Origin of the sequence: Comamonas sp. CMM02 (assembly GCF_014851485.1) — a bacterium.
Lineage (GTDB): Bacteria > Pseudomonadota > Gammaproteobacteria > Burkholderiales > Burkholderiaceae_C > Comamonas > Comamonas avium.
In genome coordinates, this window is record NZ_JACUZW010000004.1 from 66,004 (window position 1) to 81,072 (window position 15,069).

A 15,069-nucleotide genomic window follows, 5' to 3' on the forward strand; every position below is an offset into this window, starting at 1 on the left:
TTAATCGACGCCAGTGGCTTCTATAGATGCAGCGGATCGGATGGCGTTAAAGCGCACGGAAAACAGTGCGCCCGGCGGTTTGCGCTGCGGCTGGGCGTCGCTCAGCACCACCTCGGCACCATGCTGGCGTGCAATCTCCTGCACGATGGGCAGGCCCAGACCCGAGCCGTCAGCCTCTGAACCCAGCGCCCGGTAAAACGGCTGAAACACCAGATCCCGCTCTTCCTGCGGCACGCCTGGGCCGGTGTCTTCCACCTGCAGCAAAACCACACGCGCCAGCACATCCGGCAACACGCGCGCCGTAACTACCGCCGGGTGTTCAGCGCTGGATGGGCTGTAGTTGATCGCATTGCTCAGCAGGTTGCGCACCAGCTCTTTGAGCAAGGTGGCATTGCCTTGCAGCCACACTCCCGGGTCACCCGGCTCGGCCCCCTCGTAACCCATGTCCACATGGCGCTCCATGGCCTGGGGCAGCAAGTCCTGCATCACCTCAATCACCAGCGACACCAGGTCACACGGTGCACGCTGCAAGCCCGTACCACCGCCTTCGGCACGAGCCAGCGACAGCAGTTGATTGACCGTGTGCGTGGCCCGTACGCTGGAGCGCGCAATTTGCTCCAGCGAGCGTTTGAGCTCCTGCGTGCTCATGCCCTCGCGCTGCGCCAGATCGGCCTGCATGCGCAGGCCTGCCAGCGGTGTCTTGAGCTGGTGCGCCGCATCGGCCAGAAAGCGCTTTTGCGTGGCCAGCGATTCATTGAGGCGGCGCAGCAAATCGTTCACCGCATCCACCAGCGGGGCCACCTCCATGGGCACAGCGCGGTGGTTCAGTGGTGACAAATCTTCGGGCTTGCGGGCGCGAATGCGCTCTTCCAGCCGGTGCAGCGGCTTGATGCCACGCGCCAGCGCCAGCCACACCAGCAGCACCGCCAGCGGCAAGATGACGAACTGCGGCAGCATCACCCCTTTGATGATTTCTGCTGCCAGCACGCTGCGCTTTTCACGCGTTTCGGCCACTTGCACCAGTGCCAGCTCGTCGTTGCCCACCAGCGGCAACCGCACCCACATGGCCGCCACACGAATGTCCACGCCACGCAGCTCATCGTCACGCAGCACCACCTCACCGGGGGGAACGTCGTAACGCGAGTGGGCGGAAGGAAAATCGCGGTCCCCGGACAGATGCTCGCCCTTGTTGTCCAGCACCTGATAGAACACCATGTCGGACTCATCGGCGCGCAAGATTTCGGTGGCGGGCAGGGGCAGGTTGAACTGGGCGCGGCCATCGGGCTCCACCATGATCAGCTGCGCCAGCGCGTGCACGTTGTACTCCAGCGCACGGTCAAAAGGCTTGTTGGCCAGCGATTGCGCCACCAGCCACGTCAGCGCCAGGCTCACGGGCCACAGCAGCAGCAAGGGCGTGAGCATCCAGTCCAGAATTTCTCCGAACAAGGATCGCTGCTCACGCTGGAATATCTTCACGGGGCTGGCCTGTCATTGGTATATTTTTGGCCGCTAACGCCTGTGCAGCAAGCGCTGCCAGCGATGCTTTATTTAGCCTTGGATTTTTTCAAGGCAATACCCAAGACCACGCACCGTGGCAATGCGGATGGGGCCGCGCTCAATTTTTTTGCGCAGGCGGTGGATGTAGACCTCAATGGCATTGTTGCTCACCTCTTCACCCCACTCACACAGGCGCTCGACCAGCTGGTCCTTGCTGACCAGACGGCCCGCACGCTGCAGCAGCACCTCCAGCAAGCCCAGCTCACGCGCAGACAGCTCCACCATCTTGCCGTCAATCGTTGCCACACGCCCGGCCTGGTCGTACACCAAGGGGCCGTGCTTGATGGAGTTGCTGGTGCCTCCCATGCCCCGGCGCGTCAGGGCGCGCACGCGAGCCTCCAGCTCTTGCAGACTGAAGGGCTTGGCCATGTAGTCGTCAGCACCGAAATCCAGCCCCTGCACGCGCTCGTCCACACTGTCAGCGGCCGTCAAAATCAGCACTGGCAGACCGTCACCACGGCCACGCATGCGCTTGAGCACTTCCAGCCCATGCATGCGGGGCAGGCCCAGATCCAGAATCAGCAAGTCAAACTGGTTGTTGGTGACCAAGGCGGTATCGGCCTCAATGCCACTGGCCACATGATCGACCACCGCCCCCGCACTGCGCAGGCTGCGCAACAGGCCATCGGCCAGCACTTGATCGTCTTCTGCAATGAGGATGCGCATGGGTCAGTCTCCTTGCCGCGCCGCGATCTCGTGCCGCAGGCTGCAGCGTGTGTTGTCACTTCACGCACGGCACCGTGGACGGCACCGTTCATCTGACCATTCTAGAAGTCCCCCCCTGCGCGCCCTACAGGTGTTTACGCGGGTGCTGCGCTGCAGCACGCATGTGGCGGACAAGCAACCAGTCAGGCCACATCGCCTGCATCGTTGCCGTAGGCCTCCAGCCCCAGACGCACCACGGTGGCAACCTCTTCGCCCACGGCCTCCACAAACTCTGCCTGCGCCTGCTGTACCGCACGCTGAAAAGCCCAGTGCCATTCACAGCCGGCCTCGGTGTATTGCACGCGCTTGGCGCGCCGGTCATGCAGATCAGCCACGCGCGTGACCAGCCCCCAGGCCTCGCACTGATCCACCAGATCCATCATGGCCTGCTTGCTCATGCTGGCCCTCTCGGCCAGATCGGTGATGCGGTCTCCCTGCAGCGAAAGATGGCGCGTGATGTGAATGTGCGCCGCCCCCACCTTGTTGCGCGCTGCCAGGTTGGACAGCGCCAGCGGTGTTTCATCGTCCTGCGCCATCAGACTGCGCACCCGCTCATCAAACTTGCGCATGGCATGGCCCAGCAACCGCCCCAGGTGGGTCTGCCGCCACGCTTCATCGACATGCACAGGCAATGTTTTCATTGGCATAGTCAGTTTTACGAATAGTCATACAACTTGACTATATATTTTTTACAAAGCCCATACACTACTGTTCAAGCATCCAGCCTGTGAACAACCACAGGGGGTGCACTTACCAAGTCCACCCTCTTTTTTCAAGGAAAAGCCATGAACGCCATCACCCGCAACACCCCCGATGCCAACAGCGAAAAGTCCAAGGCACTGGCTGCAGCCCTGGCCCAGATTGAAAAGCAGTTTGGCAAAGGCACCATCATGAAGCTGGGCGAAGGCGAAGCGATTGAAGACATTCAGGTGGTGTCTACCGGCTCGCTGGGCCTGGACATTGCGCTGGGCGTTGGTGGCCTGCCACGTGGCCGCGTGATTGAAATCTACGGCCCGGAATCGTCGGGCAAGACCACGCTCACGCTGCAGGTGATTGCTGAGATGCAAAAGCTGGCTGGCACCTGCGCCTTTATCGATGCCGAGCACGCACTGGACACCGCCTATGCCCAAAAGCTGGGCGTGAACCTGAACGAGCTGCTGATCAGCCAGCCTGACACCGGCGAGCAAGCGCTGGAAATTTGCGACAGCCTGGTGCGCTCTGGCGCGGTGGATCTGATCGTCATCGACTCGGTGGCCGCACTGGTGCCCAAGGCCGAAATTGAAGGCGACATGGGTGACTCGCTGCCCGGCCTGCAGGCGCGCTTGATGAGCCAGGCCCTGCGCAAGCTGACGGCCACGATCAAGAAGACCAATTGCACCGTCATCTTCATCAACCAGATCCGCATGAAGATTGGCGTGATGTTCGGCTCGCCAGAAACCACTACCGGCGGCAATGCGCTGAAGTTCTACGCCTCGGTGCGTCTGGACATTCGCCGCACCGGCACCATCAAGAAGGGCGACAACGCCATTGGCAACGAAACCAAGGTCAAGGTCGTCAAGAACAAGGTGTCGCCCCCCTTCAAGACGGCGGAATTTGACATCATGTTTGGCGAAGGCATCAGCCGCGAAGGCGAAGTGCTGGACATGGGTGTTGAAGCCAAGCTGATTGAAAAATCCGGCGCCTGGTATGCCTACAACGGTGAAAAAATCGGCCAGGGCCGCGACAACGCCCGTGAGTTCCTCAAAGAGAACCCCGCGCTGGCCATCGAGATTGAAAACAAGGTGCGCGAAAGCCTGGGCATCAGCCTGGTGGCCGTGCCCGGCGCAGATGCAGCAGCCACCAAACCTGCCAAAGGCAAAAAAGCCGACAAGCTGGTTGCCGACGAAGACGGTGTGATTGCCTAATCAGCTTTTAGCGTGAAAAAGGCTGCCAGCGCTGACTGTTCAAGCACTGGCAGCCATTTTTTTGGATGTTATGGGTTTCCACAAAATATCTCTGACCGGCCGCGCGCTCAAATACCTTTCACAGCGCGAGCACTCGCGCCTGGAGCTGGAGCGCAAGCTGGCCCCTTACGTAGAAGAAGGCGAAGACCTGGCTGCCGTGCTGGATGCGCTGGAGGCCAAGAACTTCATCAACCCCGAGCGTGTGGCGCAATCGGTGCTGTACCGGCGCAGCGGCAAGCTGGGAGCCTCCCGCGTGCTGCACGAGCTGCGCAGCAAAGGGCTGGATGACAACACAGTGCGCGCCGCCGCCGAGCAGCTCAAAGACACCGAGCACGCACGCGCCTGGGATGTCTGGCTGCGCAAATTTGGCGAACCCGCCACCACACCACAAGAACGCATGAAGCAGATGCGCTTTCTGGCCAGCCGGGGCTTTGGCGGCGATGTGGTCAACAAAGTACTGCGCGGACAGGCCCCGGACGAGGATTAAGCGAGTGCAGCAGGCGCCGGCAACGGCCCCTGCCTAGCAACCGCACGAAGGCAGCAGTTGCCACACTCACAAAAGGTAAAGACCGCTCTAGTGCCGCGTCGCCCACCAGCACACCAGCGAGCCACCGGTAATGAGCACCACGCCTTGCCAGAACGGCAGACCCGGCTGCACCGACAGCCACACACTGGCCCACAGTGCCGACAGTACAGGGGTGAAATAAGAGCCGGCCGCCATCACCGCCAGATTGCCGCGCTGAATGCCATGCTCCCAGCAGCTATAGCCCAGTGCCGTCGCCCCGCCCACGGCAAGCACCTGTGCCACCACGCTCCAGCTCCATTGCATGGGCGGTGCATCGACTGCCAGCCACTGCAGCCACAGCAATGCTGCGGTGAGGATCAGGAACAGGCCCACGCCATTAAAGCCCCCGCCAAACATGCGCGCCAGCACAGAGTACGCAGGCCACATCAGTGCTGCACCAAAAGCCAGTGCATAGGCCAGCGGATTGGCCGCCATGTGCGTGCCCAAATTGCGCCACCAAGGCGCCGCACTGGCTTGTGCGCCCTCACCCATCACCATGACCAGACCCCACAGGCACAGGGCCGCCCCGGGCCACAGCCACCAGCGGGCACGCTGCTGGCGGCACACCACAGCCAGCACAATGGTCAGGCTTGGCCAGAGGTAATTGATCATGCCCAGCTCCAGCGATTGCGGGCGGTCATGGGCCAGCCCGATTGCCAAAGACAGGCAGATTTCGTAGAACGCAAACAGCAGCCCGCAAGCGAGCAGATACACCCGTGAGACCCCGCGCAGCTGCGTGCGCGATGGCAGGCCTTTGACCATCAGGACAAAGCCTGCACTCACGCTGTAAAGCACGGCCGCACCGCCCAGGGCACCCAGCGCTTCGGCCACAGAACGCATCAGGCCAACCGTGCAGCTCCAGCACACCACGGCAATCAGGCCAATCAAGGTGGCACGGCGCACCTGGGCAGCCTTGGCTGTTAAGTCAGACATCAAGCATGCATCATAAAAAGTAGCTGTTAACGCTTGCAGTTAAATGGTTTCAGATACATATCTATCTAAAAACCAATGAATACGCGCGTAGTGCGCTATGAATAAAAAATACGGTCGCTCTGCGTAAAAAAAGCGGCACCAGACCGCTTCTTTGTTGTGAGCGCTGACAGCGCGGCGCTTAAAGGCCCAGCATCAGCTGCAGATTTTGCACCGCAGCACCGCTGGCGCCCTTGCCCAGATTGTCCAGACGCGCAATCAGCACGGCCTGGCGGTATTGCTCGTTGGCAAACACGCGCAGCTCCAGCTGGTTGGTGTTGGTCAGCGTGTCAGCAGCCAGCTTGTTGTCCTGCGTCGGAGGCAACACTTTGACCCACTGGGCTGGCGTATTCGTTTGGCCGTAGTGGCTGGCCAGCGCATCGTGCAAGTCAGCCGCCTTGGGCGCACCTGGCAGCAAGTCCAGATGCAGGGGCAACTGCACCAGCATGCCCTGGGCAAAGTTACCCACCGCAGGAATGAACACCGGGCGGCGCGTCATGCCGGTGTAGTGCAAGATTTCTGGAATGTGCTTGTGGCTTAAACCCAACGCATAAGCCTCATACGGCGCTGCACTGCCAGCTTCGTACGCCTCCATCATGGGGCGGCCACCGCCAGAGTAGCCCGACACAGATGGCAGGGCCACCGGATAGTCGGCAGGAATCAGGCCCGCATCCACCAGCGGGCGCAGCAGCGCAATGGCACCCGTGGCATAGCAGCCGGGGTTGGAAACGCGGGTTGCGGCCTTGACCGCAGCCAGCTGGCCCGTGCACAGCTCTGGAAAGCCATACACCCAGCCAGGGGCCACGCGGTGCGCGGTCGATGCGTCAATGATCTTGATGACGCGGCCCGTCTCTGCGGTGATCGCATCCACCATGGCAGTGGTCTCGCGCGCAGCATCGTCGTGCAGGCACAGAATCACCAGATCCACGCCCGCGATCAGCGCACGCTTGGCAGCAGGGTCTTTGCGCAGCTCAGGCGCAATGCTGACCAGCTCCACGCCAGCCATCCCCTGCAAGCGGTCACGAATCTGCAGACCCGTGGTGCCGGCTTCGCCATCAATAAAGACTTTGGACATCTCAACGCTCCCGCGCTCTTTGGCGCATCTGTGCCACACACTGCGGCACCATCTCAACAAAAACGCGGATTGTCCCTCGACAGGACACCCCCGCACGCCGCCCATAGAGCCACTAGGGTTTTTGCTAGGCCGCGCAAACACAGATTTGACGCGGCTTTGCGCACTTCACTACGTATTGACATACGTAGAACCCACTTGACATGGCACTTTTTGGTTGCAGTGCACCATGGTACATTCTTTGATTGCCATGTCATACGAGCCCGGCTCCGCATGTTTAGGCAGCAGGAAAACGGGCATTTTCCCCTCCGTTTCAGAGAGACAAGACTCATGAAGATTCATGAATACCAAGGCAAGGAAATCTTGCGCCAATTCGGTGTGCCAGTACCCCGTGGCATTCCGGCATTCACCGTCCAAGAAGCTGTAGAGGCAGCACAAAAGCTTGGCGGCCCAGTTTGGGTGGTGAAGGCGCAGATCCATGCTGGCGGCCGCGGCAAAGGCGGCGGCGTGAAGGTGGCCAAGTCCATCGAGGATGTGAAAACCCTGGCCGAGCAAATTCTCGGCATGCAGCTGATCACGCACCAAACTGGCCCCGAAGGCCAGCAAGTGCGTCGCCTGTACATTGAAGACGGCGCCGACATCAAGAACGAACTGTATGTGTCGCTGGTCACTGACCGTGCCACGCAAAAAGTTGCGCTGATCGCTTCCAGCGAAGGCGGCATGGACATCGAGGAAGTGGCTCACTCCACACCCGAGAAGATCATCACCGAGATGATCGATCCTATCGCTGGCATCACCGTTGAGCAGAGCAAGAAGGTGGCTGCTGCCATCGGCCTGACAGGCGCATCGATTGACCAGGCCGTAGACATCTTCGCCAAGATCTACAAGTGCTACATGGACACCGACGCATCGCTGGTGGAAATCAACCCGCTGAACTGCGACTCCAAGGGCAACCTGATGGCGCTGGACGCCAAGTTCAACTTTGACCCCAACGCGCTGTTCCGTCACCCAGAAATCGTGGCTTACCGCGATCTGGACGAAGAAGACGCAGCCGAAGTGGAAGCCTCCAAGTTCGATCTGGCCTACATCTCGCTGGACGGCAACATCGGCTGTCTGGTCAATGGCGCAGGTCTGGCCATGGCCACCATGGACACCATCAAGCTGTACGGCGGCGAGCCTGCCAACTTCTTGGACGTGGGCGGCGGTGCAACCGCTGAGAAGGTTACTGAAGCCTTCAAGATCATGCTCAAGAACCCCAAGGTCACCGGCATCATGGTCAACATCTTCGGCGGCATCATGAAGTGCGACACCATTGCCAACGGCGTGGTTACCGCTTGCAAGGCCGTGAACCTGTCCGTGCCACTGGTGGTGCGCATGAAGGGCACCAACGAAGATCTGGGCAAGAAGATTCTGGCCGAATCCGGCCTGCCAATCATCGCTGCCGACACCATGGCCGAAGCGGCTGAAAAAATCGTCGCTGCCGTTAAGTAAAAAGCCCTCGGAGATAAAAACATGTCGATCTTTATCAACAAAGACACCAAAGTCATCACCCAGGGCATTACCGGCAAGACCGGTCAGTTCCACACCGAAAAGTGCCAAGAGTACGCAAACGGCAAGAACGCCTTCGTAGCGGGTGTGAACCCCAAGAAGGCTGGCGAGCGCATTTTTGACATCCCAATCTTCGGCTCCGTCAAAGACGCTGCCAAAGAAACCGGTGCCACTGTTTCCGTGATCTATGTGCCACCAGCAGGCGCTGCAGCTGCCATCTGGGAAGCCGTAGAAGCCGACCTGGATCTGGCCATCTGTATCACCGAAGGCATTCCAGTGCGTGACATGCTGGAAGTGCGCAACAAAATGCGCGCCAAGGTCGCCGCAGGCGGCAAGGAAACCCTGCTGCTGGGCCCTAACTGCCCCGGTCTGATTACACCTGACGAAATCAAGATCGGCATCATGCCCGGTCACATCCACAAGAAGGGCCGTATCGGCGTGGTCTCGCGTTCCGGCACGCTGACTTACGAAGCCGTGGCTCAACTGACCGAACTGGGCATTGGCCAGTCCTCGGCTGTCGGTATTGGTGGCGACCCCATCAACGGTCTGAAGCACATCGACGTGATGCGCGCCTTCAATGACGATCCAGACACCGACGCCGTCATCATGATTGGTGAAATCGGTGGCCCGGACGAAGCCGAAGCCGCTCTGTGGTGCAAGGCCAATATGACCAAGCCAATCGTTGGCTTTATCGCTGGCGTGACAGCGCCTCCCGGCAAGCGCATGGGCCACGCTGGCGCGCTGATCTCTGGCGGTGCTGATACGGCTGACGCCAAGCTGGCCATCATGGAAGAGTGTGGTTTCACCATCACGCGCAACCCTTCCGAAATGGGCCGCCTGCTGCAAGGCCTGCTCAAGAAGTAAGCCACAGCAGCTTGCTGACCAAAAAGGCCGTGCCGACTTCTGTCGGGGCGGCCTTTTTGCATGAGCATGCCGCGAGCAGCCAGCCATTTACGCAAAACTACGCACGCCACTGGGCAAGCGCAGGCGTAAACTGCCGACTCCAAAAAAAGTAAACGCCGCTCTGCATCTGCAGAACGGCGTTTTCAATTCATAACAGTGGAGTAAAAATGGAATTTCTGAGCACTGCCGATTTCTGGATCGGCCTGATGAAGATCGTCTGGATCAACATCATTCTTTCTGGTGACAACGCTGTCGTCATCGCCCTTGCTGCCCGTTCACTGCCGCCGGAGCAGCAAAAGAAAGCCATCATGTTTGGCTCTGGCGCTGCCGTTTTTCTGCGCATCGTGCTGACGGTGGTTGCGGCCAAGCTGCTGGAGCTGTCGTTCCTGCAAGTCATCGGCGGCTGCCTGCTGCTGTGGATCGGCTACCAGTTGCTGACTGGCGGTGAGGAAGAAGAAGGCCAAGCCAAGGGCAAGGGCTCCATGGCTGCGGCCATTCGTACCATCTTGATCGCCGATCTGGTGATGAGCCTGGACAACGTGATTGCCGTTGCAGCCACCGCCCAAGGCAACATGGTGCTGCTGATCATGGGCCTGGCCATCTCCATCCCTCTGGTCATCTTTGGCTCTACCCTGATGATCAAGCTGATGGACCGTTTCCCCGTCATCATCACGCTGGGTGCAGCCCTGATTGGCTGGGTCGGTGGTGAAACCATCGTCAACGACAACCTGCTGCACGGGGTCGCACTGGCCCACCCATGGCTGCACTACGTAGCTGCTGCTGCGGGTGCCGTTTTGGTGGTCGCCGTAGGCAAGTGGATGCAAACCCGCCAGGTCAAACCATTGGCCTGAGCCGGCACAGGCACCAGCCAGCACCAGCGCCTTCGGGCGCTTTTTCTTGGCTGGCACAGCGTATCCGCAAGCTTCACCCCTGTGCCAGCCCGCGCTGGCCTTAAAACCAAGGCAGTCTGTGTGCTGCAATGCCTGCAATCTGACAAAAACGTCACTTACAGCAGACGCCGCCCCTAGAAACGTGACACATCCCGTCTATTTGCAAGCAAACTTTGCAAAGTTTCACGCTTTCCCTTGTAGGACAGGGCTGGCACGCCGATTGCTCTCTCTACACTGTATTTTTCTATTTCTACTTCAAGGAGCTTTTTCATGAAGCGCACGATGCAAAAGGGTTTCACCCTGATCGAATTGATGATTGTGGTGGCAATCATCGGTATTTTGGCTGCTGTGGCACTGCCTGCTTATCAGGATTACACGAAGCGCGCAAAGATGTCAGAAGTAATTCTGGCCGCATCTTCTTGCCGCACAACAGTGTCTGAAGTTTATCAAACCAATAGCGCCGCCAGCCTACCTGAAGCCAATGCTTGGGGCTGTGAAGTTTCTGGCACCGGCGCCACCAGATATGTAGAAAAGGTCGAAACTGATGATGCAGGTGGCATTGCAGTGACCGCGCGAGGCTTTGGCGATAACGATATTGACCAAAAAACGGTTTCACTGGTTCCTAAGGTCGATAATAGTACCAAGCAAATTACAGAATGGATTTGTGGCAACCGTGCTGCCGTAGACAATTCCGATGTTGTGACAACGGTGCCTGCAAAATTCCTTCCAGGATCATGCCGCGGCGTTTAATTTAAATAAATCACAACGCCCTTCGGGGCGTTTTTTTATGTACTTTTTTTACTTATTATCTGCCTCATTCTTTTTTATTGGCGTATTGAATCCATTTCATATTCCACCATGGAATTCATTTCATTCCGAGTTTTTATGCGCTTTTGCTATAGTTTTTCTTTTGCTTTTCAAATCTTTTTATAAAAGTATTGAGATACCCAAGAAATTCTTAATATTCGCAGCAGTAATATCAATTTACATTGCTATCCGATTAATCATACAAAATAATTCCGCCGAATATAAGAACTTCTTAGTCTACTTTGCCATATATAGCCTGGCGTTAATTGCAGGGTTTAATACAAAAGAAATCAAAGAAAATAATTTATTCAATTTCATAATTTTAATTGGTTTTTTCCTATCCATATCAGTTATTGCACAATTTTTTGATGTTGCGGATAATTTCGAATTATTACCGAGCATTGAAAATACTCGTCGCCCTGGCGGGTCACTTATCCAAGCCAATCATGCAGCAACATTTATATGCCTCGGTTTAATTTGTTGCTTGCAAAAGAGTTTTTCTTCCAAAATAATTAAATTAATTATTTTTATAACACTCAGTTTCGCTATTGCTGCAACAGAATCAAGGACTGGTTTTCTTGCATTTTCTGTTTATATTTTTTATGCTTCGCTGAAGAAATATTGCGGAAAAACAATTTTATTTTCAAGCCTAATATTCGTCTGCCTAAGCTTTCTGCTCACTCCGAAAATTTATGATAGTTTTTACCAAAATCAAGTAGAAAGCCATACCAGAATCACCGATACCAGCAGCAGCGGCAGACTGCTTGCCTGGTCAATCCTTATTGACTCTGTCAAAGAAAAACCCATTACAGGGCATGGCTTCAACAGTGTATTCAGCACGCTGGATAATCAAATAAGAAATAACGAAAATTTAAGGTCCGCGCCATTTCACTACTCACACAATATAATTATTGATTTTTTGATTTGGTTTGGCATTCCAATCACCATATTAATTTTAATTTATTCTTCAAAAGCTCTACTGCAAATAGAAAAAGAGAAAAATGACAAAACAAAGATCATCCTTATTCCGCTAATACTACACTCCTTATTAGAATATCCTCACGCCTACATGTATTTCGGGATTCCTTTCTTTTTCGTAGTCGGAAGAAATATAACAGGCGCCAATGCCTCATTGTTTTCAATTAACAAATTAACATCCACTATACTGATAACTCTGACCTCAATACCGCTTATCAGCTACAGTATTCTTTACATTAATTCAGAAGAATTAATTAGATCTATCAGATTCAATTCTATTGGTGTAGCGTATGACAACAAAACAACTGAAAAACAAAAATATTTAAATTATTTTGAGCCTGATAAAATTATTTCAAATATCAAAATTGATAAAGATATTTCGTCAGAAGACATTGAGATTTTAAGAAGAATTTCTCATACTCGCCCCTCAAAAACATATGAATCAAAATATGCTGAAGCACTTTATGCAAGCATGCAATGCTCAGAATATTCAAAGCAAATCAAGGTGATAGACTCGTATTATGGTGAAGAAGAAACAAAAAAAATAACTGAATTAATTAAATTCAAACATCAATATGTACCTGCGTGTGCGCATTGAACGCGCCACTCTTTCCTCCCCGTTTTTCCAGCACGCGCACGCCCTGCATCACCATTCCCTTGTCTACCGCCTTGCACATGTCATACACCGTGAGCAAGGCGATTTGTACGGCAGTCAGCGCCTCCATCTCTACGCCGGTTTGGCCATGCAGCTCAACGGTGGCTTCGCAGCGCACCGCGTTTTCTGCAGGCAACAGCTCAAAATCAACGGCCACACGGGTCAGCGCCAGGGGGTGGCACAACGGAATCAGGTTGCTGGTTTGCTTGGCCGCCATGATGCCGGCGATGCGGGCAATGCCCAGTACATCACCTTTCTTGGCAGTGCCGCTTTGAATGATGGCCAGTGTTTCGGGCTTCATCACAATGCGGCCTTCCGCCACTGCAACGCGGTGCGTTGGGGCTTTACCGCCGACATCCACCATGTGCGCCTGACCATGGGCGTCAAAGTGGGTCAGGCCGTGGTTGGGGTGGTTTTGCTCGCTCATAAGGGGTCTCTGCCAGTCAATGGTGGGGGCGACCTCGGAAGGCAATCCATGTCAAAAACATGTAAAGCGGGGAACATGGTCGCAATGCAGGCATCATAAGAGCCTGTTCCTGCCTCAGATGGCCTTGCGCCCTTTTGTTGCCCATGATGACTGCTTTCACTGGTTTGGCCGCGCCAGCACTGCGCAAAAGTTTGCTGATACTGGCATTGAGTGCGCCCCTGTGGCATATCGCGCCCACGCACGCGCAGCTGGCTCTGCCCAATATGGGCGATGGTGCAGAGATCACCAGCAGCGAAGAGCGCCGTTTGGGTGACCGCATCATTCGCTCGCTGTACCGCGACCCGGACTACATTGACGACCCGCAGCTGCAGGCTTATGTGATGAGCATCTGGCAGCCTTTGGTGCAGGCCGCCAAGGCACGTGGAGACATGTCGCCGGAGCTGGAGGAGCGTTTTGCCTGGCAAATTTTGTTGGGCCGCGATAAAAGCATCAACGCATTTGCTTTGCCCGGTGGTTATCTGGGCGTGCATCTGGGCCTGATCGGTGCGGTATCCAGCAGCGATGAGCTGGCCACCGTCATGGCACACGAGTTGACGCACGTGACCCAGCGTCACATTGCACGCATGATTGGCGAGGAGAAAAAGAGCACCCCATTGCTGGTCGCAGGGATGATTTTGGGTGCGCTGGCCGCCAGCAAAAGCCCGGATGCGGCCAATGCATTGATTCTGGGGGGGCAGGCAGCGGCCATTCAGAACCAGTTGAGTTTTTCGCGCAGCATGGAACGCGAGGCTGACCGCATTGGCTACAGCCTGCTGGCCCCGGCAGGCTTTGCCCCGCAAGGGGCTGTGAGCATGTTTGCAAAGCTCCAGCATGCCAGCCGCCTCAACGACAACGGCAGCTGGCCCTATCTGCGCAGTCACCCGCTGACCACCGAGCGCATGGCAGACATGCAGACGCGGGTGCCCCATGACCAGACACAGCCGCCCCAGCCTACGATGGAGCACACCATGATGGCGGCCCGGGCACGCGTTCTGAGCCGCCCAGGCCCTGACAGGCTGCGCCAGTGGGCCGCGCAACCACGGCTGCCTGAGTTTGCGCAGCTGCCCGCTCTGGAGCAGGCCAGCCAGCTGTATGCGGCCACGCTCAGCTACATGGAATTGAAGAACCTGGCCGACGCCCGCCAATCGTGGGGTCAGCTTCAGGCACTCGTACAGACCCAAGGCGATGCGCCTGCCCAGCAGCAAGTGCGCTGGCTGGGGGCAGAGCTGGAGCTTGCGGCCCAGCAACCACAGGCCGCACTGCGGCTGCTGGGCCTGAGCGATTTACAGGGAAAAATCCCGCGGCCTGCCATGATTTTGGGCAGCCAGGCCCTGATTGCCGCAGGCCAGCCGAACAAGGTGTCTGACCGGCTGCAAACCTGGGTCATTGAGCAGCCCAATGACGCCTGGGCCTGGCGCTTGCTGGCGCAGGCATGGCAGGCGCAGGGGCTGGGGCTGCGCGCCATCCGCGCAGAAGCGGAGGCGCATGCCGCACATTACGACTATGCGGCCGCCATTGACCGCTTCAGAGCCGCTCAGGATCTGGCCCGCCGCAGCCATACGCAGGCCGATTACATTGAGGCGTCGATCATTGATACACGGCTGCGTGCCGTGGATTCACTGCTGCGGGAACAGGCGCGCGAGAAGTGATTCGATGGCCAGACCGAGCAGCGAGTAAAGGATAGCCCCCCATACTGCGGCCCAAAAGCCTGCGACGTGCAGGCCGCCCAGCATGCCCGATGCCGACCACAGCATCAGCCCGTTGATCACAAAGAGGAACAGGCCCACCGTAATCAAGGTGACGGGCAAGGTCAGCAGTATCAGCACTGGGCGCACCAGGGTATTGAGCAAGCTGATGACCACCACCGCCCACAACGCAGAGCCAAAGCTTTCAACCTGTACGCCGCTAAATACGGCAGCCACCAAAAGCAATGCGCCTGCATTCAGCAGCCATTTGAGCAAAATTTTCATGGAATCCAGCATAGCAGCCAGCAGGGGCACTGGCGCTGAAC

At 56.8% G+C, this 15,069-nt stretch carries 15 protein-coding genes; 8 read left to right on the forward strand and 7 right to left on the reverse strand.

Going from position 1 to position 15,069, the window contains the following annotated elements; all coding sequences use genetic code 11:
• From IB213_RS13915 to IB213_RS13925, 3 genes are all read right to left on the reverse strand, one after another.
• A complete protein-coding gene (locus tag IB213_RS13915) occupies positions 1 to 1,476 on the reverse strand; it encodes a sensor histidine kinase (protein ID WP_192407286.1) in 1,476 nt (491 codons plus the stop codon).
• A gap of 72 nt (positions 1,477 to 1,548) precedes the next feature.
• On the reverse strand, positions 1,549 to 2,223 hold the full coding sequence (locus IB213_RS13920; RefSeq protein ID WP_191721854.1) for a response regulator transcription factor: 675 nt from the start codon (positions 2,221 to 2,223) through the stop codon (positions 1,549 to 1,551).
• Positions 2,224 to 2,405: 182 nt separating this feature from the next.
• Complete coding sequence (locus IB213_RS13925; RefSeq protein WP_370551218.1) at positions 2,406 to 2,909, reverse strand: MarR family winged helix-turn-helix transcriptional regulator; 504 nt, start codon at positions 2,907 to 2,909, stop codon at positions 2,406 to 2,408.
• Positions 2,910 to 3,047: 138 nt separating this feature from the next.
• On the opposite strand from IB213_RS13925, the gene recA reads away from it, so the two are divergent.
• Positions 3,048 to 4,166 (forward strand): recombinase RecA, encoded by a 1,119-nt coding sequence (gene recA / locus IB213_RS13930; protein ID WP_191721855.1) that lies wholly within the window; start codon positions 3,048 to 3,050, stop codon positions 4,164 to 4,166.
• 70 nt (positions 4,167 to 4,236) lie between these two features.
• Positions 4,237 to 4,692: a recombination regulator RecX gene (recX, locus tag IB213_RS13935; protein WP_192407287.1), complete on the forward strand. Its 456-nt coding sequence runs from the start codon at positions 4,237 to 4,239 to the stop codon at positions 4,690 to 4,692.
• An 87-nt stretch (positions 4,693 to 4,779) separates the two neighbouring features.
• On the opposite strand, the gene yddG is transcribed toward recX, so the two are convergent.
• Positions 4,780 to 5,703 (reverse strand): aromatic amino acid DMT transporter YddG, encoded by a 924-nt coding sequence (gene yddG / locus IB213_RS13940; protein WP_191721857.1) that lies wholly within the window; start codon positions 5,701 to 5,703, stop codon positions 4,780 to 4,782.
• Between the two features lie 178 nt (positions 5,704 to 5,881).
• On the reverse strand, positions 5,882 to 6,814 hold the full coding sequence (gene argC / locus IB213_RS13945) for an N-acetyl-gamma-glutamyl-phosphate reductase (protein WP_192407289.1): 933 nt from the start codon (positions 6,812 to 6,814) through the stop codon (positions 5,882 to 5,884).
• A gap of 327 nt (positions 6,815 to 7,141) precedes the next feature.
• Here argC and sucC point away from each other — a divergent pair, with 327 nt between their 5' ends.
• The 5 genes from sucC (at position 7,142) to IB213_RS13970 (ending at position 12,535) form a co-directional block, all read left to right on the forward strand.
• Positions 7,142 to 8,302: an ADP-forming succinate--CoA ligase subunit beta gene (gene sucC / locus IB213_RS13950; RefSeq protein WP_191721859.1), complete on the forward strand. Its 1,161-nt coding sequence runs from the start codon at positions 7,142 to 7,144 to the stop codon at positions 8,300 to 8,302.
• Positions 8,303 to 8,323: 21 nt separating this feature from the next.
• Positions 8,324 to 9,223: a succinate--CoA ligase subunit alpha gene (gene sucD, locus IB213_RS13955; protein WP_191721860.1), complete on the forward strand. Its 900-nt coding sequence runs from the start codon at positions 8,324 to 8,326 to the stop codon at positions 9,221 to 9,223.
• Between the two features lie 206 nt (positions 9,224 to 9,429).
• Positions 9,430 to 10,113 carry a TerC family protein gene (locus IB213_RS13960; protein ID WP_192407291.1) on the forward strand — a complete coding sequence of 228 codons (684 nt, stop codon included), beginning with the start codon at positions 9,430 to 9,432 and terminating at the stop codon, positions 10,111 to 10,113.
• Between the two features lie 309 nt (positions 10,114 to 10,422).
• Positions 10,423 to 10,902 carry a pilin gene (locus IB213_RS13965; protein ID WP_192407292.1) on the forward strand — a complete coding sequence of 160 codons (480 nt, stop codon included), beginning with the start codon at positions 10,423 to 10,425 and terminating at the stop codon, positions 10,900 to 10,902.
• 37 nt (positions 10,903 to 10,939) lie between these two features.
• Entirely contained in the window at positions 10,940 to 12,535 is a 1,596-nt protein-coding gene (locus tag IB213_RS13970; RefSeq protein ID WP_192407294.1) for a PglL family O-oligosaccharyltransferase, read from the forward strand.
• Here IB213_RS13970 and moaC read toward each other — a convergent pair.
• The gene (moaC, locus tag IB213_RS13975) at positions 12,501 to 13,019 is read right to left on the reverse strand and encodes a cyclic pyranopterin monophosphate synthase MoaC (RefSeq protein WP_192407296.1); all 519 of its coding nucleotides are present in this window, start codon (positions 13,017 to 13,019) and stop codon (positions 12,501 to 12,503) included. The two genes, IB213_RS13970 and moaC, sit on opposite strands and share 35 nt — an antisense overlap.
• Before the next feature lie 146 nt (positions 13,020 to 13,165).
• Here moaC and IB213_RS13980 point away from each other — a divergent pair, with 146 nt between their 5' ends.
• Positions 13,166 to 14,707, forward strand: coding sequence for a M48 family metalloprotease (locus IB213_RS13980; RefSeq protein WP_192407298.1), 1,542 nt, complete (start codon positions 13,166 to 13,168; stop codon positions 14,705 to 14,707).
• Here IB213_RS13980 and IB213_RS13985 read toward each other — a convergent pair.
• A complete protein-coding gene (locus tag IB213_RS13985; RefSeq protein ID WP_191721866.1) occupies positions 14,675 to 15,028 on the reverse strand; it encodes a phage holin family protein in 354 nt (117 codons plus the stop codon). The genes IB213_RS13980 and IB213_RS13985 overlap by 33 nt on opposite strands.
• Between the last annotated feature and the right edge of the window lie 41 nt (positions 15,029 to 15,069).

Bases quoted from the DNA above. Each gene is read 5' to 3' on its own strand.
- IB213_RS13985 (WP_191721866.1), bottom strand. From the start codon at position 15,028: ATGAAAATTTTGCTCAAATGGCTGCTGAATGCAGGCGCATTGCTTTTG.
- recX (WP_192407287.1), top strand. From the start codon at position 4,237: ATGGGTTTCCACAAAATATCTCTGACCGGCCGCGCGCTCAAATACCTT.
- sucC (WP_191721859.1), top strand. From the start codon at position 7,142: ATGAAGATTCATGAATACCAAGGCAAGGAAATCTTGCGCCAATTCGGT.
- IB213_RS13920 (WP_191721854.1), bottom strand. From the start codon at position 2,223: ATGCGCATCCTCATTGCAGAAGACGATCAAGTGCTGGCCGATGGCCTG.
- IB213_RS13925 (WP_370551218.1), bottom strand. From the start codon at position 2,909: ATGCCAATGAAAACATTGCCTGTGCATGTCGATGAAGCGTGGCGGCAG.
- recA (WP_191721855.1), top strand. From the start codon at position 3,048: ATGAACGCCATCACCCGCAACACCCCCGATGCCAACAGCGAAAAGTCC.
- sucD (WP_191721860.1), top strand. From the start codon at position 8,324: ATGTCGATCTTTATCAACAAAGACACCAAAGTCATCACCCAGGGCATT.
- IB213_RS13980 (WP_192407298.1), top strand. From the start codon at position 13,166: ATGACTGCTTTCACTGGTTTGGCCGCGCCAGCACTGCGCAAAAGTTTG.
- IB213_RS13970 (WP_192407294.1), top strand. From the start codon at position 10,940: ATGTACTTTTTTTACTTATTATCTGCCTCATTCTTTTTTATTGGCGTA.
- IB213_RS13965 (WP_192407292.1), top strand. From the start codon at position 10,423: ATGAAGCGCACGATGCAAAAGGGTTTCACCCTGATCGAATTGATGATT.
- yddG (WP_191721857.1), bottom strand. From the start codon at position 5,703: ATGTCTGACTTAACAGCCAAGGCTGCCCAGGTGCGCCGTGCCACCTTG.
- argC (WP_192407289.1), bottom strand. From the start codon at position 6,814: ATGTCCAAAGTCTTTATTGATGGCGAAGCCGGCACCACGGGTCTGCAG.
- IB213_RS13960 (WP_192407291.1), top strand. From the start codon at position 9,430: ATGGAATTTCTGAGCACTGCCGATTTCTGGATCGGCCTGATGAAGATC.
- moaC (WP_192407296.1), bottom strand. From the start codon at position 13,019: ATGAGCGAGCAAAACCACCCCAACCACGGCCTGACCCACTTTGACGCC.